Below are 21,877 nucleotides of genomic sequence, written 5' to 3' on the forward strand. Positions count from 1 at the left end.
GACCGGCCCGGGTGGGTCGGCGTCAGTCGTGACCGCCCGGCAGCATCTCCTGCACCTTGGCCTTCAGCCCCTGCCGCAGCACCGCGCCTCGGTCGCTGTCGCCCTTGACCAGGGAGGCCGCGGCGGCCTCGATCTGGTCCAGCGTCGCGTGCGGCGGGATCGGCGGCACGGCCGGGTCCACCCGGAAGTCCAGGACGAAGGGCCGGTCCGCGGCGAGCGCCCGCTGCCAGGCCGTGGCGACCTCGGCCGGCTCCTCCACCCGCGCCCCGTCCAGGCCGATGGAGCGGGCGAAGTCCGCGTACGGCACGTCGGGGATGGCCTGCGACGGCAGGAACTGCGGGGCGCCCGACAGGGCGCGCATCTCCCAGGTGACCTGGTTGAGGTCCCCGTTGTTGAGGACGGCGACGATCAGTCGCGGGTCGGACCAGTCCTGCCAGTACTTGGCGGCGGTGATCAGCTCCGCCATGCCGTTCATCTGCATCGCCCCGTCGCCGACCAGGGCCAGCGCGGGGCGGTTCGGATGGGCGAACTTCGCGCCGATCGCGTACGGCACGCCGGGGCCCATGGTCGCCAGCGTGCCGGAGAGCGAGCCGCGCATGGCCCCGCGCAGCCGCAGGTGGCGCGCGTACCAGTTGGCGGCGGAGCCCGAGTCGGCGGTCAGGATCACGTCGTCCGGCAGCACCGCGTCCAGGGCGTGCACGACGTGCTCCGGGTTGACGGGATCGGCCTCCACGGCCGCCCGCCGCTCCATCACCTCCCACCAGCGGGCGGTGTTCTTCTCGATCTTCTTCCGCCACGCCCCGTGCTTCTTCCGCGTCAGGCGCGGCAGCAGCCGGGCGAGGGTCTCCCGCGCGTCGCCGACCAGGTTGACCTCGAACGGGTACCGCAGCCCGACCATGAACGGGTCGATGTCGATCTGCACCGCCCTGGCCTGGTCGTACTCGGGCAGGAACTGGCTGTACGGGAAGCTCGAACCGATCACCAGGAGCGTGTCGCACCCCTGCATCAGCTCGTAGCTCGGGCGGGTGCCCAGCAGGCCGATCGCGCCGGTCACGTACGGCAGGTCGTCGGGCAGCGCGTCCTTGCCGAGCAGCGCCTTGGCCACGCCCGCGCCGAGCGCCTCCGTGACCTGCTCCACCTCGGCCCGCGCGCCCCGGGCGCCCTGCCCGACGAGGATGGCCACCTTCTCGCCGGCGTTGAGCACCTCGGCCGCCCGGTCCAGCTCGGCGTCGCCCGGGACGGGCGCGTACGAGCTGAGACCGAGGCTGGAGGGGACCATCTTGAAGGCGTGCCGCGGCGGCGTGTAGTCCAGCTCCTGCACGTCGGCGGGGATGATCACGGCGGTCACGGTGCGCTTGGCGTAGGCGGTGCGCATCGCCCGGTCGAGGACGTTCGGCAACTGCTCGGGAACGGTCACCATCTCGCAGAACTCGGCGGCCACGTCCTTGTACAGGCTCAGCAGGTCGACCTCCTGCTGGTACGAGCCGCCCATCGCGCTGCGGTCGGTCTGCCCGACGATCGCCACCACCGGCACGTGGTCCAGCTTGGCGTCGTAGAGCCCGTTCAGCAGGTGGATCGCCCCCGGCCCCGAGGTCGCGGCGCACACCCCGACCTTGCCGGAGAACTTGGCGTACCCCACGGCCTGGAAGGCGGCCATCTCCTCGTGCCGGGCCTGGATGAACCGGGGCTGGTTGTCGGCCCGCTCCCAGGCGGCCAGCAGGCCGTTGATGCCGTCGCCGGCGTACGCGAAGACGTGCTCCACCTCCCACGCGCGCAGCCGTTGCAGGACGTAGTCGGACACCTTGATGGACACGAAACTCCTCTCCGAGTGGTGCGTTCTGGGGCGGCGGTTACGGCAGGGGAGTTCCGCCGGTGGCGTTCACGACCTCCGCGGTGATGTAGCTGGCCCGGTCGGAGGCGAGGAAGACGTAGGCGGGCGCCATCTCGGCGGGCTGGGCCGGCCGCCCGAGGGGCGACTGCTTGCCGAACTCGGCCGTCTCCGGCAGCGTCGCCGGGATCAGCGGCGTCCACACCGGCCCCGGCGCCACCGCGTTGACCCGGATGCCGCGCTCGGCGACCATCTGCGCCAGCCCCTGCGTGAAGGTGACGATGGCGCCCTTGGTGGTGGCGTAGTCGAGCAGGTGCGGGCTGGGCTTGTACGCCTGCACGGAGGTGGTGTTGATGATGGAGCCGCCTGCGGGCAGGTGCGGGAGCGCCATCTTCGACAGCCAGAACAGCGCGTACAGGTTGGTGCGCAGCACCCGGTCGAACTGCTCGGTGGTGATCGCCTCGATGCCGTCCGGCTGGCTCATCTGGTAGGCGGCGTTGTTCACCAGGACGTCGATGTGGCCGAACTCCGACAGCGCGCGGTCGATCACCGCCTGGCACTGCTCCTCGTAACGCAGGTCGCACTCGACCGGGACGGCCCGCCGGCCGGCTTCCGTCACCAGCTCGACCGTCCGCTCGGCCTCCGACCGTTCCTCCGCCAGGTGGGTGAACAGCACGTCGGCGCCCTCGCGGGCGAAGGCGAGGGCCACCGCGCGGCCGATCCCCGAGTCGCCGCCGGTGATGATCGTCACGCGGTCCGTCAGCAGGGCGCTGCCCTGGTAGGAGTCCTCGCCGTGGTCGGGCGGCGGGTCCATCGGACCGGTCCAGCCCGGGTGGGCCTGGTCCTGCTCGGGGAATTCGGGACGGGGGTGCTTCTGGACTGGATCGCTCACGGGTCCTCCTGACCGCCGGGGCGCCTCGCGGCGCCCCGGGTACGGGCAACAACAGCCCACGGGTTCCCACCGAAGGCCCCGGAACACCCGGTACGTCGCCGCTCCCCCTGGTTGGCCCACGTAACTCCCCCGGAAGCCCCGGCCACCGGGCCCGCGCCGGTGCGGCCGGGACCCGTACCCGTGCGGGCGGGGAGTTCGTATCCGTGCGGGCGGGGCCCGGCCGGCCTGTGGGCGGGCGCGGCGGGGTGGCCTCCCGGGCCGTGCCGGTCTCCCGGGTAGCGCCGGTCTCCGCGAGGCGCGGCGGCCGGACCCGGAGCCGGAAGTCCGGAGAAGCCCAGGGCCCCGGAGCGAAAACCCGTTGGCCGGCCTCGGCGGTCGTTGCTGGCCTCCCGGCGACCGCCCCCGGTCCGCCGCCGACGAGCGGGCCCGCGCCGACCTGCGGCGGGCGCTGCGAGCCGGCGAATCGGCCGACGCGATCCTCGAATCCGTCGTCGGCCCGCTGGTCAAGAACGCCGTCCCGGAGTGGCGGTTCACCCTGGACGCCCTCTCGGAGCTGCCCGAGATCGACGGCCCGGTCGGGTACTCCGGCGGCTGGGCCGCCCTCGGCATCGCCCTCGCCGTGGCCGAGCCGCGCGTCGTGGCCGCCGGCCTTTCGCCGGCGGCTACGTGCCCCGGGCCCAGCGCGAGGAGGCCCGGCGGCTCACCATCCCGCTGCTGTTCCTGCTCCAGTGGGACGACGAGGGCAATTCCCGGCAGCGGGCCCTGGACCTCTTCGACGCCTTCGGCGGCGAGGAGAAGACGCTGCACGCCAACCTCGGCGGGCACACCGGCACCCCGCCCTTCGAGCTGGAGGACGCGTGCCGGTTCCTGGACCGGCACCTGAGGTGAGGCCCGGGCCGGCGGCCGGGTGACGGGCGCTGGTCCGGCACCGGCCGCGCGGCCGGCGCCGGGGACGGGCCTCGGCCTCCCCGACGACGGTCGCCCGCCACCAGCGCCCGGGCGCGCGCTCGTACGCCCCACGGCCTTAGTCCAACAGTCGCCCCGGCTTTGTCCATCGCGACCCCCACGGGTGCGGCCCAGAGTGTCCCCACACCAGGAACCGGCGACGTGAGGAGCACACCGTGGCATCGGAGAGCGCACGAGAGCGGGGGACGGGGCGGCCGGCCAGGAGAACGCTGGTGGCGGGGACGGCACTTGTCGGCGTGGGCACCGCGCTCGCGCCGCTGGGCACCGCCGCGCACGCCGCGCCCGGCGCGCCACGGCGCCGGCCGCGCGGTCCGTTGCGGCTGCGCTCCGCGGCCCTGGAGGTGCGGGTGGACGCCGGTTTCCCGCGCGTCGTGGCGTACGTGGACCGCGCCACCGGGGCCGTCCTGCACGGCCAGGAGGACCCGGTCGCCACCGTCCTCGTCGACGGGGTCGCGCACACGCCCACGGTGACCTGCGTGGCGGGCGCGGACCGCGCCGTCTACACGCTGGCCTTCGCGGCGGGTACCGAGATCACCGTGGAGATCCGGGTCACCGACTGGCGCGTGGACTGGCGCGTCACCCACATCGCCGAGGCGCCGGCGCTGCCCGTGGGCACGCTGCGCGTCCCCGATCTCGCGCTGCTCAGCGTGCGCGGCGACCAGCCGGGGGCCACGCTGCTCGCCGCCCGGATCGAACTGGACCGGGCGAAGAGCGGCGACACCCTGATCGAGGTGAGCGACGCGACCCCGGTCGACCCCGAGCCGGTCGGCTGCGCGTACGCCGTCGTGGCCACCGACCGCATCGGCGCGGCCATCGAGACCAACACCGTCTTCGACCTGCCGGCGGCGACGCCCGGCGCCACCTGGGACAACGGCCGGCTGTGGCGGCAGACGGTGCGCCGGGACGGTTACACCAAGGCCCAACTCGCCTGCGGCCAGTGGACCTACCGCGCGGCGGGCGCGCCGGCGCGGATGACCGAGCCGCTGCCGTACGCCACCGTCATCGTCACCCGCGACCGGGGCGGCGACGGGCGGGTCGACTGGCAGGACGCGGCGATCGCCCTGCGCGACATCATGGTCAACCCGCTGGGTGCCGACGAACAGCACCTGCGGGTGGTGCCGCACATCCCGTTCAACTTCGCCAGCCAGGCCACCAACCCGTTCCTGGCGACCCTCGACAACGTCAAGCGGATCGCGCTGGCCACCGACGGGCTGCGGCAGTACACGCTGCTCAAGGGGTACGCGTCCGAGGGCCACGACTCGGCGCACCCCGACTACGGCGGCAACTACAACGAGCGCGCCGGCGGTCTGCGCGACCTGAACGCGCTGCTGCGCGAGGGCAGGCGGTGGAACAGCGACTTCGCCGTGCACGTGAACGCCACCGAGTCGTACCCGGTGGCCAACGCGTTCTCCGAGACGCTGGTGAACAAGGACGACGAACAGTGGGACTGGCTCGACCAGTCGTACCGCATCGACGCCCGCCGCGACCTGGTCTCCGGCGACATCGCGCGCCGCTTCCGGCAGTTGCACGAGGAGACCGACGCGGGCCTGAACACCCTGTACATCGACGTCTTCCGGGAGTCCGGCTGGAACTCCGACCGGCTCCAGCGCGAGCTGCGCGCGCAGGGCTGGCACGTGACCACCGAATGGGGCCACGGCCTGGAGCGCTCGTCCCTGTGGTCGCACTGGGCCACCGAGACCGACTACGGACCCGACACCTCGCGCGGCATCAACTCCCGGCTGATCCGCTTCGTCCGCAACCACCAGAAGGACGTCTTCGCCGACAGGGAACCGCTGCTCGGCATCCCGCGCACCGGCAACTTCGAGGGCTGGGTCGGCAAGGTCGACTGGAACGCCTTCTACCAGCAGATCTGGACCGACAGCCTGCCCGCCAAGTACCTCCAGGCGTACCCGATCAAGTCCTGGCACGCGCACGAGATCACCTTCTTCGGCCCCGGCGCGACCACCGTCTCCGACGCCGAAGGCCAGCGGACCATCACCACCGCGGGCCGCGTGGTCTACGCGGGCGGCGCCTACCTGTTGCCCTGGGAGCCGCGCGACGCCGCCGACCCGGCCAAGCTCTACCACTACAACCCGCGGGGCGGCAGCACCACCTGGCACCTGCCGCGCGGCTGGTCCCACGCCCGACACGTCACCCTCTACCGTCTCACCGACCAGGGCCGCGCGCGCGTGGGTCGGCTCCCCGTACGCGGCGGCGAGGTCACCGTGGCCGCCGAGGCCGCGACGCCCTACGTCGTCTACCGCGACGCCGCCCCGCGCCAGAGCGCACCGAACTGGGGCGCGCACACGCCCGTGCACGACCCCGGCTTCCACGCCGGCACGCTGGCCGGCTGGCGGGTCAGCGGCCCGGCGCGGGTGGCCCGCAGCGAGCGCGGCGACTACGAACTGGTCATCGACGCCGGCGGGCCGGCCGCCGTCGGGCAGCGGCTGGGCCGCCTCGCCCCCGGCGAGTACGCCGCCTCCGTGCAGGTCGAGGTCGGCGCGCGGGCCGGCGAGCGGCGCCGGGCCACCCTGGAGGTACGGACCGCCGACGGCATCACCGCCAGCAACTGGGCCGACCGCTCGACCGCCGTCAACCACGTGGCCGCCGACCGCAAGAAGGACACCCGCTTCCAACGCCTGCTCACCCGCTTCACCGTGCCCGAGGGCGGCGGACCGGTGGAGCTGACGCTCCGCGCGGCGGCGGGCGCGGCCCGGGTCCGCTTCGACAACGTGCGCGTCGTGCCCACCCGCCACCCGCGCGGCCACGACCGCGACGTGCTCGTCCACGAGGACTTCGAGCACGTTCCGCACGGCTGGGGCCCGTTCGTCAAGGGCGACGCGGGCGGCACCAACGACCCGCGCACGCACATCGCGCAGCGGCACGCCCCGTACACCCAGCGCGGCTGGAACGGGAAGGCCATCGACGACGTGCTCGACGGCGGCCAGTCCCTCAAGTCCCGTGGCGAGAACCGCGGACTGGTCTACCGCACCGTCCCGCACACGGTGGGCTTCCGCCCCGGCCGCCGCTACGAGGTCACCTTCCGCTACGCCAACGAGCGGGCCGGCCAGTACGCGTGGGTCACCGGCGTGGACGAGCCTGCGCCGCGCGAGCTGAGCCGCGCGCCGCTGCCGGTGGCGACGGCGCCGACGCGCTGGCGGCACACCTTCACGGCACCGTCCGACGGCGACGCCTGGGTCGGGCTGCGGAAGGTGGGAGACGACGGCAAGGCGGAGTTCGTCCTGGACGCGTTCACGGTGCGCGAGCTGGACTGAGACCGGACTGAGACCGGACTGAGAGCGGCTTGGCGCCTGCGGCCGGCCGGGGCGCGCAACTGGCCCCGGCTGGCTGGCCGGGGCCCGTAACTGGCCCTGGCCGGCCGGGCGGCGTGCGTTCAACGTGCCGGAGGAGGCGCGGGCATGGTGGGGGTCCACGGCGTCGGACCGGAGCGGGCGCTCACTCCGCCGAGCTGGCGTTGTGGCGCCGGCCCGCCTGGAAGCGCGCCTTCTTCTGGCGGTTCCCACACGTGTTCATGTCGCACCACCTGCGGGTGCGGCTCCGGCTGGTGTCGAAGAAGGCGGCGCGGCAGGTCGGGGAGGCGCACAGGGCCAGCCTTCCGTCGCGTTCGCCCGCGATGACGCTGATCGCGTCGGCGGCGATCACGCCGAGGGCGTCCGCCACGCGGGACGCCGGGCTGAGCCGCCATCGGTGCTCGCCCTCGGGTGTCAGGACCGCCGAGGCCCGCCCCCGCGCGCTGCGGTCGTTGATGACCTGGACGGCGGACGCGGGGAGCGCGTCCTGGAGCGCGGCGGCTGTCGCGGCGGCGTGGATCGACTCCCGCAGCTCCCGGGCGAGGTCGAGTTGGGCGGGGGTGCAGGAGTCCACGGCGAGTCCGTACACCGCCAGCCAGTCGACCAGCCGGTGCGGCGTGGGGATGCGCTCCACCGGGTTTCCGTGACGCTCCGAGAGGGTGCCCGTGAAGCTGGTGGCCAGCACGCTGCCGAGGCGGAAGTCAGGGAACGCGGCACTCATGGAACCACCTTAGCCGGTTGCTACCTGGCTCGGCGGGCTGCTAGAACCGTTATAGCCGGTTCACGCGTGTCGTGGCCGGTCCCTCGACGGCCAGGAGGTCCCATGCCCCCGCCCACCAGCGACGTACGAGCCTTCACGGCCCGCGCGGCCGACGCCGACCTCGAAGACCTGCGCGCCCGACTCACCGCGGCCCGGCTGCCGGAGGCCGAGACGGTCCACCACGCCGCGCCCGGCCCCGGCCGGTGGGGGCAGGGCGTTCCGCTCGCCGACCTCACCGACGTCGCGCACTACTGGCGCACCGGGTACGACTGGCGGTCGTTCGAGGCGCGCCTGAACCGCATCGGCCAGTTCGGCACGGTCATCGACGGCCTGGGAATCCACTTCCTGCACCGCCGCTCCCCGCGCGCGGACGCCACCCCGCTGGTCCTGACGCACGGCTGGCCGGGCAGCGTCGCCGAGTTCGTCGACGTCGTGGACGAACTGGCGGAACCGGCCGGTCCGGACGCGCCGGCGTTCCACGTCGTGGCCCCGTCGCTGCCGGGCTTCGGCTACAGCGACAAGCCGACCACCACCGGCTGGGGAACCGAGAAGATCGCCGCCGCCTGGGTGGAGCTGATGGGGCGGCTCGGCTACCGCACGTTCCTGGCCCACGGCGGCGACTGGGGCGGCAACATCACCACGGTCCTCGGTGGCAGGTTCCCGGCGCACGTCCTCGGCATCCACACCACGTTCGCGCAGGCCCCGCCCGGGGTGACGACGGAAGGGCTGACGCCGGTCGAGCGCACCTGGGCCGAGGAGACCCGGCGGTTCTGGCGCCACCGCGCGGCGTACGCGAAGCAGCAGGCGACCCGACCGCAGACCATCGGCTACGCGCTCGTCGACTCACCGGTCGGGCTTCTCGCCTGGATCCTCGACAAGTTCGCCGAGTGGTCGGACACCGAGGACAGCCCCTTCGAGACCATCTCCCGGGACCGCGTTCTCGACGACGTCACCCTGTACTGGCTGACGCGGACCGGCGCGTCGGCGGCCCGCATCTACTACGAGAGCCACGACTCGCTGGACCCGGACCTCCGGGTCGACGTCCCGACGGCGATCACCATGTACCCGCGCGACGTGGAGAAGTGCCCGCGCCCCTGGGCCCAGCAGCGCTACCGGCACCTCGTCCGATGGCGGTCACCCGAGAGCGGGGGTCACTTCCCGTCCCTTGAGGTCCCCGCGTACTTCGTGCGGGACCTGCGCGAGGGCCTCGCGGCGGTGCTGGCCGCCCGTCGGTGACCGTGGCCGACCGGCGGCCTGGCGCACGGGCCGCCGAGGCGTGCCGGGCCGGGCGGGTGCCCACCGTCGGGTACGGGAACGGCTCCGGGCGCCCCGCCCGCGTGCCGGCCTGGCCGCTTGGCCAGGGCCCCGCACCGCTCAGGACGGTTCCTCAAGCCCCAGCCCCTGCCCGTAACACAGGCAGAAGGGGTGTCCCAGCGGGTCGGTGAAGACGCGGAAGCCGGAGCGGGCGCCGCCGGTGTCGTGGACGAGCGTGGCGCCCAGCGCCTCCACCTCGCGCTGGGCCCGTTCGACGTCGTCCCGGGTCTCCACCTCCAGGTCCAGGTGGAAGCGTTGCGGGTGGTTCGGGTCGGGCCAGCGCGGCGGCCGGTAGTCGGCGACGCGCTGGAAGGCGAAGCGCTGGCCCTCCGGCGAGGTGAGGGTGACCCAGTCGGGGTCGTCGGCGTTCCGCCGCCAGCCCAGGATGGCGCCGTAGAAGCCGGCCAGGGCCGTCGGGTCGGGGCAGTCGATGACGGTGTACTGAAGTTTCGCGATCATGACGGCAGGGTGCCGAAGCGGGGCCCCCGCGTCCACCTCCCGCGCCCGGGCCCGGCCCCGCCGGCCCCCGCGCCGCTCAGCTCAGCAGCGCGGGCCCGACGGGCTGGGCGTCGGCGTCGGCGGGCGTGCCCTCCAGTTCCAGGAGCAGCAACTCGTTGTGGCCCGCCCGCAGCCAGGGACCCGGCACGTACAGGCCGCGCTGCGGGCCGCGCGACCAGTAGCGGCCCAGGCAGCGGCCGTTGACCCAGGCGAAGCCGCGGACCCGGCCCGGCAGTTCGAGCGTCGCGTCGCCCGGCGCGGCCACCTCGAAGGAGCCGGCGAACAGGCCGGGCTCCGCGCCGCTTGGCGCCGGCCCGTACGCGATCCGCGCCAGCGCGCCGGGCCGCTCGACCGCGTCGAGCCGCAGCGGCCTGGCCCGAACTCCGTGCAGGTACTGCCGCTCGTGCAGCACGCCGCCGGTGATGCCCTTCGGCTCGGCCAGCCGCGGGCCGTAGTTGACTCGGCCCAGCGACTCCACCCACAGTTCTACCGTCGCCGGCCCGGCCACCTCGCCGAGCAGCGCGTCCCGCTCGTCGAGCACGCCAGCGCGCACCCCGTCCACGGTGACCAGCGCGCGGTCCCGCAACCCGAGCACGCGCAGCGGGTAGGGCGCGCGCGGCCCCGGCACCTCGAACCGGTACCGGACGACGCCACGGTCCACGTCCAACTCCTCGAAGGTGGGCGGCGTCGCGGCGTGCGTCTCCGGCCCACCCAGCGCGTCGAGCACGCCGTCCAGCGGCGCCCAACGGTCGAGCCGCACGGTGACCGGTCGGCCCAGCGACGGGGGAGCGGGCGGCGGCGCGGGCAGCGGGCCCGGCGTGTGGTCGGCGAGCACCTCGCGGAAGCGCCAGAACTTCTCCGTCGGCGCGCCGCGCTCGTCGATCGGCGCGTCGTAGTCGTACGAGGTGGTGGTGGGCCGCAGCGCGCCGTCGTGCAGCTCGCCGGCCCGGTTGGCGCCGGCCCAGCCGCCGAAGTTGGTGCCGCCGTGTGCCATGTACAGGTTGACCGACGCGCCGCACTCCAGGACCTCCCGCAGCGCCTCGGCCGCCTCCGCCGCGTCCCGGGTCGCCGGCTCGGCACCCCAGTGCGTGAACCAGCCGCACCAGAACTCCATGCACATCAGCGGGGAGCGCGGCCGGTGCCGGCGCAGCGCGGCGAACGCCTCGCGCGCGCCCGCGTCGAAGTTCACCGTCGCCAGCACCCCGGGCAGGCAGCCGCCGGTGAGCATGTGGTCCTCGGGGCCGTCCGAGGTGAACAGCGGCACGCTCACCCCGCACCGCCGCAGCGCGTCGGCCAGGTGCCGCAGGTAGCGCTGGTCGCTGCCGTACGAGCCGTACTCGTTCTCCACCTGCACCATGACCACCGGTCCGCCGCGGTCCGCCTGCCGGGGCACCACCTGCGCGAGCACCCGCTCGCACCACGCGCCCACCGCGGCCAGGAACTCCGGATCGCGGGTCCGCACCCGGGGGCCCAGCGGCCCGGTCAGCCAGTGCGGCAGCCCGCCGTTCTCCCACTCGGCGCAGATGTAGGGGCCCGGGCGCACGATCGCCCACAGGCCGGCCGCGTGCGCCGCGTCCAGGAACCGGCCCACCGCCGCCACGTCGCGGAACTCCCCTCGGCGCGGCTCGTGCAGGTTCCACGGAACGTACGTCTCCACGCAGTTCAGGCCCATCGCACGGGCCATCGCCAGCCGGTGCGCCCAGTGCTCCTCGGGCACCCGGAAGTAGTGCACGGCCCCCGAGAGCAGCCGCACCGGCCGCCCGTCCCAGGTGAACCCCTCGTCCGTGACCGCGAACTCCGCCACGCCCCGCACCGCCTCTCGCACCCCGGCCCGCCAACGCCCACACCCTCGCCCGCCGGCCGGCGGCCGGTCCATGGACAAAGGTCGGCGCTGGGTGGACGGAGCGGGGCGCCGCGCGGGCGGCGGTGGCCACCACGGGCGGCGCGCGGTCGCCGGGTGAACGGGAGTTGGCGACGGGGTGGCGGACGGGCGCTCTCCGGGTGTGCGGTTCGTTCGGGGCCCGCCATGGGGCCCGGCCCGGCCGGGCGACGGGGGCATCGGCCAGCTTGGCCGGATACCGTCGACCACGTGGCGCAGAAGATCTTGGCACCCCGAGGACCGGTCATCCAGCGACGGAACGAGAGGCAGGCGGTGGAGGAGCGCGCGTACCGGACCTGGATGCGGTACTTCATGCCCACCCCGGTCCACCACCAGCTCGGCCTGGTCTGCCTCGGCGTCGGCCTCCAGCACGGCGCGCTGCCCACGGTCGGCCCGCGCGTCCTCGACCACCACGTGGCGGTGGTGGTGAGCGCCGGCAGCGGCTGGTTCGAGGCCGCCGACGGGGTGCGCCGCCCGGTCACCGCGCCCGCCCTGCTCTGGCTCACGCCCGGCGTGCCGCACCACTACGGGGCGAGCCGGGACGCCGGCTGGGACGAGAGCTTCGTCGACTTCACGGGGCCGGCCGTCGCCGCGTACACCGAGCTGGGCTACATCGACCCCGACCGGCCCGTGGTCGCCCTGACCGACACGGTCACCGCCCGCGCCGCCATCGGCCGCATCACCCGCGCCGCCCAGCCGGGCAACCCGCTGCTCGAAGTCGAGACCTCCGCCGCCGTCCACGAACTGCTGGTCGCGCTGCGCCGGGCGCGCGCGGACACCGCGGGGGACACCGATCCCGTGCTGCGCGCGCTGGCGCGCGACGCCTTCCTGCCGCTGTCGGTCGCCGAACACGCGGCCCGGCACGGCATGACCGCGGCCGAACTGCGCGCGGTGGTACGCCGCGCGGCCGGCGCGAGCCCCAAGGACTACCTGCTCGGCATCCGGCTCGGCCGGGCCAAGGAACTGCTGGTCGGCACCGAACTGTCGGTGGCCGCCGTGGCCCGCCGGGTCGGCTACGACGACCCCGCCTACTTCAACCGGCTGTTCACCCGCCGGGTCGGCATCGCGCCCGGCCGCTTCCGCGAACAGCAGGGCCGCGCCGCCCCCGGCGGCTGGAGCGACGCGATCCCCGACCCGCGCCACCCCCCGACCATCCGCTCCACGCCGCCCGCCGTGACCTGACCGGGGGTGGGACGGGACCCTGCGGGGGCGCCGTGACCCTGGTGGTTGGTGGGGCCATCCCCGCACGCGCGGGGACCAGTCGGCGACCCGTCTGACGTGCGTCGTCAGGAGGGGGCCATCCCCGCACGCGCGGGAACCAGAGCAATCGACCTGCAGGTTTACCTCATCACACAATGTCAGCCCAGATACGGCGAGGTTCGATGTTTCAAGTAGTGCCGAATGCGTAGTTGCTGTGTGTGGTGCATCGGCAGATCTTCTACCGCTTCGGAAGCCACGAAGCGCAACTCTGTTGACTCGTCGGAGATGGTCAGTGTTCCGCCAAGCACGCGCGCGGTGAAACAGATATTGAATTGCCGCCGTACCTCGCCGTCCGTGTACGCGATGACGTGGCGTGGGTCGGTGTACGTGCCCACCAACCCGGTGATCTCTACGTCAAGGCCGGTTTCCTCCTTGACCTCGCGTACCGCGCACCCGGGCAGGGAGTCGCTCATGTCCATGCCCCCGCCGGGCAGTGCCCACAGCTCGTTATCCCGGCGGCGCTGGAGCAGAATGCGCCCCTCATCGTCGGTTACCACGGCGGAGGCCGCCACGACCATGCTGTTCGGTGCAGGGGCGGTCGGATCGTCGTAGTACTCGGTACGGGCCAAAGCTAACCTTCCTGACGGAGCGGAACGGCGGACTTCCAGATGGCCGCGAAGCTGTCGGCGTACGTGTCGAATATGCCTGCCTTGCCGGCGCCGGTCTGGTACGAGCGCCGGGCCATCCCCCCGCGCGGGGACCAGAAGAAGACAGACTCGAAGTCTCGGAACATCCAGGGACCATCCCCGCGCGCGCGGGGACCAGAGCAATCGACCTGCGGCTTTATCTCGCGGGGGCCCTGTTTTCTGCAACTTCCACTGATCGCGACCTATCGCCCAAACTCGATGAATCGCCCCATGCTGGTCCCTTCTAGCGGGAAGGCTGTTCAGCCTAGCGCTGTGATGCAGACCTCGATGAGTAGTGCCATGGCCATCGTGATGGTGAGCCGACGCGGGTCGAGAGCTGGGCCCAGCACTAGTGAGCGACGCCGGCGTGGTAGGCCCGTTTCCCGGTGGGTGATGCTCCCGCCGCCGAGCGGAGTAGCGTCTACAGCATGGCAGTTGAGCATCTGGGCGATCGAATCGCGCAGCTCCGCCGCCTCGCTGACCTCACCCAAGAAGGACTGGCCGAGCGTTCAGGTGTGTCCGTTGACGTGATGCGGAAGCTGGAGCAGCACCGTAAGCACGGCGCTCGCCTACCCACCCTGCACGCCCTCGCGAAGGGGCTCGGCGTGGAGCTGACGGGTCTGCTGGGTGATCCGCCCGGGGTCCCGTCAAGCGGGGATGTCGAACCCCCGCAGTTGGTAGCCGTGCGTCGTGCCATCATGCCCCCGCTGTTCGCCCCGCCCCCGAAGTCGTCGGCCGTTGAGCCGCTGTCGCTCCCGCTGCTGCGCGCCGAACTGGCGGCAGGGTGGACGCTCTATCACGCGGCGGAATTCGGCCGCGTCATGGAGCAACTCCCAGGCATCATCAATGATGCCCGGCTCCTGGCCGCCGTGGGCGATCCCGACCAGCGAGCGGCCGGACAGGCGGCGCTTGGCAAGGCATTGCAACTCGGCGGGCATCTCGCCCTTCGGCTCGGGAAATCTGACCTGGCCTTAGCCGCGTTGGAACGCGCCATAGGCGCCGCCCAACAGTCGTCTGATCCGCTGTTGGCGCCGACGATTTCGGGGTCTGTGGCGTGGGCCTATCAGCGACAGAATCGCCTGTGCGACGCGAAAGACGTGGCTGTGTACGCCGGTGACGAGGTGGAACGGAGGCACGCGCGGACCGCCGAAGGCATACGAGTCTGGGGCGGCCTTCTGATGTCAGCGGCCACCTCGTACGCCCGGAGCGACGACTACGACACGGCTGACGAGATGATGCGGACCGCTGAAGCAGCAGCCCAACGGCTGGCCCGACTCCCGGCGCCTGCTGACGGCAAGTTGCTCTCGATGTTCAGCACGTCGTCCGTACGTATCGAGCGCGTGCGTCTCGCGGCTGAACACGAGCGGCCTGCCGAGGCGCTTGATATCGCTCGCGGGATGCGCCTGAACGCACACGTCCCTCCGTCGTGGCGCTCGTGGCTGTTGCTCGACGTTGCCCGCGCGTATACGGACGTCGGAGATGCTGCCGGGGCCGTGCGTACTCTCCAGACGCTGCACCGAGTTGCTCCGGCATGGCTGCGTCACCACACGCTCGCCGTGTCCATTGTCAGCGATCTGCGGGCCGGGCCGAATCGCCCGCCTGGCCTGCGAAAGCTTGCCGTATTCCTGGGGGTGGCTGACTAAGCCTTCAGAAGTGGGACGGTTCCGTCCCTGGTCCGCTGCTGTCGGTCGCGGTTCGCTGACGTAGCGCAAGACCCCCGCGACCGTCTGACCAGTCCGGGGGCGTGGACCACCTGGAAGGTAGGCAGCCATGTGCCAGCGTACGCGCCCGAGCGGCCGTGTTGGCAGCGAACGACAGGGGGCCCGGTGAGCGACACCCCCGCCCCAACTCCCGCCGACGCCAAGCTCGCCGCGCTGATCGACAAGCACGACCGGGAAGCGCGGGAAGACATCGCGGCCACCGGCCGGGAGTCCTGCGCCAAGTGTCGTGCGCTGTGGATCGTCGCCGAGCGCGCGAAGGCGCTGCGCGACTTCACGCAGGCCCGGTCCGCGGCTGAGGCTTGGCGAGCGCACGAGAAGCGGGACCACGCGGCCGGGGGTGACTCCCCTGGCGCCGAGTAGTCGCGGGAACTGCCCCCAGTGCCGGTCTCTCGCCGCCCGCCGGCAGCGTGCCCGCGCGGGGCGACGCGCGGCCGAGTACCAGCGGCTGGGCCAGGAGCTGAGGCAGCACGTACTGGAACAGCACACGCCGTTCCCGCCGGTCGGGAGTGCTGTCTGATGCGCTGCCGAATCGATGAGGGTGGGTTGTGCGTGATCGGGGCGCGAGAGCGCCGGCAGCGCGCGGCCCCCGCGCACCGCAAGCCCCGGGGCCGCGCTCGGACCCACGACTTGGGCCCCCGACCCGGACCCCGCAGGCGCCGAGCCCGTACCCCGCCCGCGCCCTGCTCGTACGCCGTCCGCGCCCCCCTCCGTGTCCCCGTCCGTGCGCCGCCCGCGCTCCAGCGCGCCGCCGGACGGCGCGGGCGTGGTCGCGGCCGGCCGTTCGGCACCGGGCGCGTCCTGTTAGCGTGGCGCCGTTTGCCGCCCGTGACCGCATCGGGAGACCCACGCGATGAACGACCAGCCCGACCTGCCCGCACGCTCCGCCGAGCGGGCCACCTCCGTGCCGCCGACCGGGGAGACGGACACCGGAGAGACGGACACCGCAACCCCGGGTGACGCGGCCGTACGCGCCGAGCTCTCGCGGCTGCGGGACAGCATCGACAACATCGACGCGGCCGTCGTCCACATGCTCGCCGAGCGCTTCAAGTGCACCCAGCGGGTCGGCCGACTCAAGGCCGACCACAAGCTGCCGCCGGCCGACCCGGCGCGCGAGGCCCGACAGATCGCCAGGCTGCGCGAGCTGGCCGAGAGCGCCAAGCTCGACCCCGGGTTCGCCGAGAAGCTGCTGAACTTCATCATCGCCGAGGTGATCCGGCACCACGAGCAGATCGCCGACGACGTCGTGGCCAACGGCGGCGGCACCCCGTAGGAGGGGGACCGGCGCGTCGGGTCAGCCGTCCGCGCTGCTCGTCGCGCCGCCCACGCCGGCGGCGCGCAGGTCGAGGTAGTGCGCGCGGCGCTCCTCGTCGGCGGCGAGCGCGATGCCCGCCCAGGCCATGGCGCGGGCCCCCGCGAGCACCGCGTCGTCGGCCGCGGCGCCGCCCGTCCACTCGGCGAACTCCCTGGTGTGCGGCGTGCCGCTGGAGCCGATGAGGCCCAGGTGCGGGTGGATCGCGGGCAGCGCGCGGGTCACGTTCCCCATGTCCGTCGACGCGCCGATGCGCCGGGGCGGGCCGGCCGGCTCGGCGGGGGAGCGGCCGGCCGCCGCGCGCAGCCCGTCCGCGTACCGGGCCATCAGCCAGGCGTCGTTGCGCAGGTCGAGGTAGTCCGGCTGGGTCGCCGTGATGGCCACGGCGCACCCCGTGGCGAGCGCGGCGCCGCGGAAGCAGTCCGCGACCCGCTCGCGCAGCGCGGCCAACTCCTCCGCCGTGGGCGTGCGTACCTCGAAGGAGAGCACGGTCCGCTCCGGGATGATGTTCGACTGCGCGCCGCCCTCACGGACGATGCCCGCCACCCGGTAACCGTCCGGCAGTTGCTGCCGCAACTGCCCCACCGCCACCTGCGCCACCACGGCGGCGTCCCCGGCGTTGATCCCCGACTCCGGGGCGAGCGCCGCGTGCGAGGCGCGCCCGGTGAACGTCACGTCGAAGCGCGCGACCGACGTCGTGGACGAGCGCGGATCGACGTCGTCCGCCGGCCCCGGGTGCGCCATCATCGCCACCGTCACGTCGTCGAAGGCGCCACGGTCGAGCATCAGCACCTTGCCGCCGCCCGTCTCCTCGGCCGGGGTGCCGAGCAGCCGCACCGCGAAGCCGAGTTCGTCGGCGGCCGCCGCCAGACCGATGGCGGCCCCCGCGCTCGCCGCGCAGATCACGTTGTGCCCACAGGCGTGCCCCAGCTCCGGCAGCGCGTCGTACTCGGCGCACACCCCGATCGTCAGCGGGCCCGTGCCGTACGAGGCGGTCAGCGCGGTCGGCAGGTCGTACGGGCCACGGCGGACGGCGAACCCGGCCTCCTCGAGCAGCGCCGCCAGCCGCCCCGCCGCCCGGTGCTCGGCGAAGGCCAACTCGGGATCGGCGTGCAGGCTCCGGCTCAGCTCCGTGAGCCGGCCGGCGAACGCGTCGATCCGCTCCAGCGCCCGCCGCCGCGCGGCGACCTCCACCGGCCGCTCCCCGCCGGCCCCGGCGCCCGCCACCCCCGTCATCGCGTGCCCCCGGCGGGGCGGCGGGTCACGGCCGGCGCGGCCGGCGGCGCGGGACGGGAAGCGGTCCCGGGCCACGCCGGGAGCGGGGGACGCGGGGTGCGTACGGCGATCGTCATGCCCCCACCCTGCCACCGCGCCCCGGGACGCCACCGACCCACCCGGCCGGCCGCGCCCGTGGACGTCCCCCGGCCCGCTCGCCGGCCCGCCCGCCGCGCCGCCCGGGGCCGGGCTCCGGGCGCCCGGCGCGCGCCCGGCACCCACCGCGGCCTGCACGGAACGCGAGCCGTACGGCAGCATGTCCCCATGTCCGTACTCACGCGCGACGAAGCGCAGAACCGTGCCGCCCGCATCGGCCTCCGCCGCTACACCATCGACCTCGACCTCACCCGAGGCGCCGAGGTGTTCGGCTCGACCACCTCCGTACGCCTGTGCGTGCTGGCGGCGGGCACCGACACCTTCATCGAGCTGGAGGCCGCCGCGCTGCACCGGATCGCGCTCGACGGCGACGAGCTCGACCCCACGCTGTACGCCGACGGTCGCTACCCGCTGACCGGGCTCGGCGAGGGCGAGCACGAGGTGCTGGTCGAGGCTGACATGCACTACTCGCGCACCGGTGAGGGCATGCACCGCTTCACCGACCCGGCCGATGGCGAAACGTACCTCTACACCATGTGCTGCATGTCCGACGCGCCCAAGGTGTTCGCCTGCTTCGACCAGCCCGACCTGAAGGCGGTCTTCGAGGTCACGGTCACCGCGCCGCCCGAGTGGACCGTGCTCGGCAACGGTGTCGCGACCCGCGTCGGCGACACCGCGGACGGCCGCTGGCAACTGGCCCCCACCCAGCCCATCAGCACCTACCTGATGGCGGTCGCCGCCGGCCCCTGGCACTCGGTGCGCACCCGCCACGCGGGGCTGCCCTTCGGACTGCACGTACGCCGCTCGCTCGGCGCCTACCTCGATGCCGACGCCGACGAACTCCTCGACATCACCCGGCGCTGCTTCGACCGTTACCACGAGATCTTCGACGAGCCCTACCCGTTCGACTCCTACGACCAGGCGTTCGTGCCCGAGTTCAACTCCGGCGCGATGGAGAACCCCGGCCTGGTCACCTTCCGCGACCAGTTCGTCTTCCGCTCGGCCGTCACCGAGGGCGAACGGCAGAGCCGCGCCATGGTCATCGCGCACGAGATGGCCCACATGTGGTTCGGCGACCTGGTCACCATGCGCTGGTGGGACGACATCTGGCTGAACGAGTCGTTCGCGGAGTACATGGGCTTCCAGATCCTCACCGAGGCCACCGGTTACACCGACACCTGGGCCGACTTCGGCGTCCGCCGCAAGAGCTGGGGCTACGACGCCGACCAGCGCCCCTCGACCCACCCCGTCGCCCCCGAGCCCGACGGCGTGCCCGACACGGCCGCCGCCCGGCTGAACTTCGACGGCATCTCGTACGCCAAGGGCGCCTCGGCCCTGCGCCAACTCGTCGCCTGGCTCGGCGAGCAGCACTTCTTCGCGGGCATCAACGACCACTTCACGCTGCACCGCTTCGGCAACGCGACCCTCGCCGACTTCATCGACGCGCTCGCCCGCGCCTCCGGCCGCCCGGTGCCCGAGTGGGCCGACGCCTGGCTGCGCACCACCGGCGTGGACACCCTCACCCCCCAGGTCAGCGAGGGCCCCGACGGCTGGGAGCTGCGCCTGCTGCACGAGGGCAGCCGCCCGCACCAGCTCACCATCGGCTGCTACGACCTCGACGCCGCCACCGGCCGCCTCGTCCCCCGTACGCCGCTGCGCTGGAACGTCCCCGAGGACGCGACGCACACCGGCGACGGCCGCCGCCCCGACCTCGTCCTGGTCAACGACGGCGACTACGGCTACGTCAAGATCGGCTTCGACGAGCGGTCCTGGCAGACGATCGCCGCCGCACTGTCCGGGCTGCCCGACGCGCTCTCCCGCGCCGTGGTCTGGAACGCCGCCCGGGACCTGGTGCGCGACGGGAAGCTGGCACCCACCGACTACCTCGACGTGCTGCGCGCCCACCTCCCACGGGAGAGCGACGTCGTCATCGTGCAGGGCGTGCTGGCCTTCGCCCGTGGCCAGATCGCCGACCGCTACCTGCCCGCCGAGCAGCGCCCCGCGGCCCTGGCCACCCTCGTGGACACCTGCCGCGAACTGCTCGCCCGCACCGCCGACGGCTCGGCGCCCGGGCTGCGCCTGGCGGCCGTGCAGACCCTGGCCGACAGCACCGCCGACCCGGCCGAACTCGGCGACTGGCTCGCCGCGGGCGCCGTGCCCGGCGGCCCCGAACTCGACCCGGAGCTGCGCTGGCGGCTGCTGCTGCGGCGCTCCGTGCTCGGCGCCGTCACGCTCGCCGACATCGAGGAGGAACTCGCCCGCGACTCCAGTGCCACCGGCCAGGAGGGCGCCGCCCGCTGCCGCGCCGCGCTGCCCGACGTGGCGGCCAAGGAGGCGGCCTGGGCCGAACTCTTCGACAAGGACGACCTGTCGACGTACCTGGCCACCGCGACCGCCGAGGGCTTCTGGCAGCCGGAGCAGCACGAGCTGCTCCGCGCCTACCTGACGCGCTACTTCCCCGCCGTCGCCGACCTCGCCGCCCGGCGGGGTCCCGCCATCGCCCAGGCCGTCGGCCGCTTCGGCTTCCCGTACCACGCGGTGGACGAGCAGACGCTGCGGCTCGGCGAGGACTGCCTGCGCGAGGCCAACCCGATCCCCGCGCTGCGCCGCCGCTTCGCCGACGAACTCGACGACCTGCGCCGAGCCCTGCGGGTCCGCGCCGCGCAGGCCACGGCCACCCCGGCGACCGCGGGCTGACCCGGAGCCACCCACCCGCCCGCGCCCGCCCGCGCCCGCCCGCGCCCGGGAGTCGCCCGGTGCTTGGCAGCCGCCCCGGCGCCTGGCAGCCGCGCGCGAGCGTGCCGGGGCGCCGGGCCGGGCCGTGGGGCGGGGCCTGGAGCGAAGGGCTGCGCCGCGGCGCACGCCGGGCGTGCGGACAGCGAACGAGTGCACCCCTCGGCGCTCATCGCCCGCCCGGTCCTAGGTCTCCGGTCGCAGGCGGACTCCGCCTAGTTGGCGATCCGGAGGGGGCATCCGGTTAACTAGTCTGGCGCGTGCCAACCAGCAGTCCAGACCCCGGCGTACCCCGCCGGACCCCCAACGCCCCGCCCCGCGCGGGCGGTTCGCCACCGGCCAGCACGCCTTCGGGCGGCGCGGCACCGGTCGCTTCGACCTGCTCGACCGTTGCTCGGGCGACCCGGGCCGGCCGGGGCGTGGGCCAACAGAAAGGCGGCACCGCCGTGATCGTCGTGACCGGAGCCACCGGCAACGTGGGGCGCTCGCTCGTCTCCCAACTCCTCGCCGAGGGCCAGCCCGTACGCGGCCTGACCCGTGACCCCGACCGTGCCGCGCTGCCCACGGGCGCCGAGGCGGTACGGGCCGACTTCGCCGACCCCGCCGCCCTATCCGCGCTCTTCGCCGGCGCCACCGGCCTCTTCGTCAACCTGAGCGCGGTCGGCGAGCACACCCCGGCCGTGCTCGCCGCCGCGATCCCGGCCGGCGTCCGGCGGGTGGTGATGCTCTCCAGCGGCGCCGTCGACGACGACCCGGACGAGACCAACCCGCTCGTCGCGCACCATGTCGCGCCGGAGCGCGCGGTCATGGCCAGCGGCGCCCAGTGGACGCTGTTGCGGCCCAACGGATTCGCCGTCAACTCCTTCCAGTGGGCACCCCAGATCCGCGCCGGCGACGTCGTGCGCGCCCCGTTCGCCGGGGCGCGCAGCGCGCCGATCCACGAGGCGGACATCGCCGCCGTCGCCGTCCGCGCCCTCGTGGACGACGGGCACCACGAGGCGATCTACCGCCTCACCGGGCCCGAGGCGTTCAGCAACGCGGAGCAGGTCGGCATCATCGGCGCGGCGCTCGGCCGCGAGCTGCGCTACGAGGAGATCCCGCGCGCGGAGGTCAAGCCGGAGCTGTTCCCGCACGTCCCGCCGGGGCTGCTCGACACGGTCCTGGACGCGTTCGCCGCCGCTGCCGTCGAGGAGCCCGAGGTCTCGACGGCCGTCGCCGAGGTCACTGGCCGCCCGGCGCTGACCTTCGCCCAGTGGGCGACCGACCACGCGGCGGCCTTCACCCGCCCCGGAGCCTGACCCGCCCCCGTCACGGGCCCACCTCCACCGGCCGCGCCCACAGCGCCCACAGCGCCGCCAGCCTCCCTCGCCCCGGCCCCGCGCCCCCGCCCCACCCGGGTCGGGGGCGCG

Annotated in this window: 16 protein-coding genes and 1 pseudogene; 9 read left to right on the forward strand and 8 right to left on the reverse strand. The window is 74.0% G+C overall.

Annotation, left to right across the window (positions count from 1 at the left end; genetic code table 11):
• Positions 1–22 precede the first annotated feature (22 nt).
• Together H7H31_RS27445 and H7H31_RS27450 are read right to left on the reverse strand one after the other, a co-directional pair.
• Positions 23–1,807, reverse strand: a complete 1,785-nt coding sequence (locus tag H7H31_RS27445) for a thiamine pyrophosphate-requiring protein (RefSeq protein WP_187064570.1) — start codon at positions 1,805–1,807, stop codon at positions 23–25.
• 43 nt (positions 1,808–1,850) lie between these two features.
• Positions 1,851–2,720, reverse strand: coding sequence for an SDR family oxidoreductase (locus H7H31_RS27450; protein ID WP_232110112.1), 870 nt, complete (start codon positions 2,718–2,720; stop codon positions 1,851–1,853).
• 391 nt (positions 2,721–3,111) lie between these two features.
• On the opposite strand from H7H31_RS27450, the pseudogene H7H31_RS27455 reads away from it, so the two are divergent.
• Positions 3,112–3,608: pseudogene (locus tag H7H31_RS27455) on the forward strand (alpha/beta hydrolase); the annotation flags it as partial.
• 233 nt (positions 3,609–3,841) lie between these two features.
• On the forward strand, positions 3,842–6,961 hold the full coding sequence (locus H7H31_RS27460) for an endo-alpha-N-acetylgalactosaminidase family protein (protein WP_232110113.1): 3,120 nt from the start codon (positions 3,842–3,844) through the stop codon (positions 6,959–6,961).
• Positions 6,962–7,142: 181 nt separating this feature from the next.
• Here the strand turns inward: H7H31_RS27460 and H7H31_RS27465 are convergent, their stop codons facing one another.
• Positions 7,143–7,718 carry a CGNR zinc finger domain-containing protein gene (locus tag H7H31_RS27465; protein ID WP_187064563.1) on the reverse strand — a complete coding sequence of 192 codons (576 nt, stop codon included), beginning with the start codon at positions 7,716–7,718 and terminating at the stop codon, positions 7,143–7,145.
• A gap of 102 nt (positions 7,719–7,820) precedes the next feature.
• Between H7H31_RS27465 and H7H31_RS27470 the strand changes: the two genes are divergently transcribed.
• Positions 7,821–8,993, forward strand: coding sequence for an epoxide hydrolase family protein (locus H7H31_RS27470; protein WP_187064564.1), 1,173 nt, complete (start codon positions 7,821–7,823; stop codon positions 8,991–8,993).
• A gap of 138 nt (positions 8,994–9,131) precedes the next feature.
• On the opposite strand, the gene H7H31_RS27475 is transcribed toward H7H31_RS27470, so the two are convergent.
• A complete protein-coding gene (locus tag H7H31_RS27475; protein WP_187064565.1) occupies positions 9,132–9,530 on the reverse strand; it encodes a VOC family protein in 399 nt (132 codons plus the stop codon).
• Between the two features lie 76 nt (positions 9,531–9,606).
• Entirely contained in the window at positions 9,607–11,373 is a 1,767-nt protein-coding gene (locus tag H7H31_RS27480; protein WP_187064566.1) for a glycoside hydrolase family 35 protein, read from the reverse strand.
• A gap of 375 nt (positions 11,374–11,748) precedes the next feature.
• Between H7H31_RS27480 and H7H31_RS27485 the strand changes: the two genes are divergently transcribed.
• On the forward strand, positions 11,749–12,630 hold the full coding sequence (locus H7H31_RS27485; protein ID WP_187118292.1) for a helix-turn-helix domain-containing protein: 882 nt from the start codon (positions 11,749–11,751) through the stop codon (positions 12,628–12,630).
• A 176-nt stretch (positions 12,631–12,806) separates the two neighbouring features.
• Here the strand turns inward: H7H31_RS27485 and H7H31_RS27490 are convergent, their stop codons facing one another.
• Together H7H31_RS27490 and H7H31_RS27495 are read right to left on the reverse strand one after the other, a co-directional pair.
• Positions 12,807–13,277 (reverse strand): NUDIX domain-containing protein, encoded by a 471-nt coding sequence (locus H7H31_RS27490; RefSeq protein ID WP_187060294.1) that lies wholly within the window; start codon positions 13,275–13,277, stop codon positions 12,807–12,809.
• A 2-nt stretch (positions 13,278–13,279) separates the two neighbouring features.
• Positions 13,280–13,441 carry a hypothetical protein gene (locus H7H31_RS27495; protein ID WP_187060295.1) on the reverse strand — a complete coding sequence of 54 codons (162 nt, stop codon included), beginning with the start codon at positions 13,439–13,441 and terminating at the stop codon, positions 13,280–13,282.
• A gap of 321 nt (positions 13,442–13,762) precedes the next feature.
• On the opposite strand from H7H31_RS27495, the gene H7H31_RS27500 reads away from it, so the two are divergent.
• From H7H31_RS27500 to H7H31_RS27510, 3 genes are all read left to right on the forward strand, one after another.
• A complete protein-coding gene (locus tag H7H31_RS27500) occupies positions 13,763–14,977 on the forward strand; it encodes a helix-turn-helix domain-containing protein (RefSeq protein ID WP_187060296.1) in 1,215 nt (404 codons plus the stop codon).
• A gap of 183 nt (positions 14,978–15,160) precedes the next feature.
• Positions 15,161–15,415, forward strand: a complete 255-nt coding sequence (locus H7H31_RS27505; RefSeq protein ID WP_187060297.1) for a hypothetical protein — start codon at positions 15,161–15,163, stop codon at positions 15,413–15,415.
• A gap of 541 nt (positions 15,416–15,956) precedes the next feature.
• A complete protein-coding gene (locus H7H31_RS27510) occupies positions 15,957–16,325 on the forward strand; it encodes a chorismate mutase (protein WP_187060298.1) in 369 nt (122 codons plus the stop codon).
• Positions 16,326–16,346: 21 nt separating this feature from the next.
• Here H7H31_RS27510 and H7H31_RS27515 read toward each other — a convergent pair whose 3' ends face one another.
• Positions 16,347–17,600 (reverse strand): amidohydrolase, encoded by a 1,254-nt coding sequence (locus H7H31_RS27515; RefSeq protein WP_187060299.1) that lies wholly within the window; start codon positions 17,598–17,600, stop codon positions 16,347–16,349.
• Between the two features lie 303 nt (positions 17,601–17,903).
• Between H7H31_RS27515 and pepN the strand changes: the two genes are divergently transcribed.
• The gene (pepN, locus tag H7H31_RS27520; RefSeq protein WP_187059808.1) at positions 17,904–20,432 is read left to right on the forward strand and encodes an aminopeptidase N; all 2,529 of its coding nucleotides are present in this window, start codon (positions 17,904–17,906) and stop codon (positions 20,430–20,432) included.
• A gap of 482 nt (positions 20,433–20,914) precedes the next feature.
• Entirely contained in the window at positions 20,915–21,766 is an 852-nt protein-coding gene (locus tag H7H31_RS27525; RefSeq protein ID WP_187059576.1) for an SDR family oxidoreductase, read from the forward strand.
• Positions 21,767–21,877 lie beyond the last annotated feature (111 nt).

It is taken from the genome of Streptomyces buecherae, from assembly GCF_014295035.1.
GTDB classification, from domain to species: domain Bacteria; phylum Actinomycetota; class Actinomycetes; order Streptomycetales; family Streptomycetaceae; genus Streptomyces; species Streptomyces youssoufiensis.

Coding starts and splice junctions, on each gene's coding strand:
- H7H31_RS27470 (WP_187064564.1), top strand. CDS start 7,821: ATGCCCCCGCCCACCAGCGACGTACGAGCCTTCACGGCCCGCGCGGCC.
- pepN (WP_187059808.1), top strand. CDS start 17,904: ATGTCCGTACTCACGCGCGACGAAGCGCAGAACCGTGCCGCCCGCATC.
- H7H31_RS27515 (WP_187060299.1), bottom strand. CDS start 17,600: ATGACGGGGGTGGCGGGCGCCGGGGCCGGCGGGGAGCGGCCGGTGGAG.
- H7H31_RS27495 (WP_187060295.1), bottom strand. CDS start 13,441: ATGTTCCGAGACTTCGAGTCTGTCTTCTTCTGGTCCCCGCGCGGGGGG.
- H7H31_RS27475 (WP_187064565.1), bottom strand. CDS start 9,530: ATGATCGCGAAACTTCAGTACACCGTCATCGACTGCCCCGACCCGACG.
- H7H31_RS27465 (WP_187064563.1), bottom strand. CDS start 7,718: ATGAGTGCCGCGTTCCCTGACTTCCGCCTCGGCAGCGTGCTGGCCACC.
- H7H31_RS27485 (WP_187118292.1), top strand. CDS start 11,749: ATGCGGTACTTCATGCCCACCCCGGTCCACCACCAGCTCGGCCTGGTC.
- H7H31_RS27500 (WP_187060296.1), top strand. CDS start 13,763: ATGGCAGTTGAGCATCTGGGCGATCGAATCGCGCAGCTCCGCCGCCTC.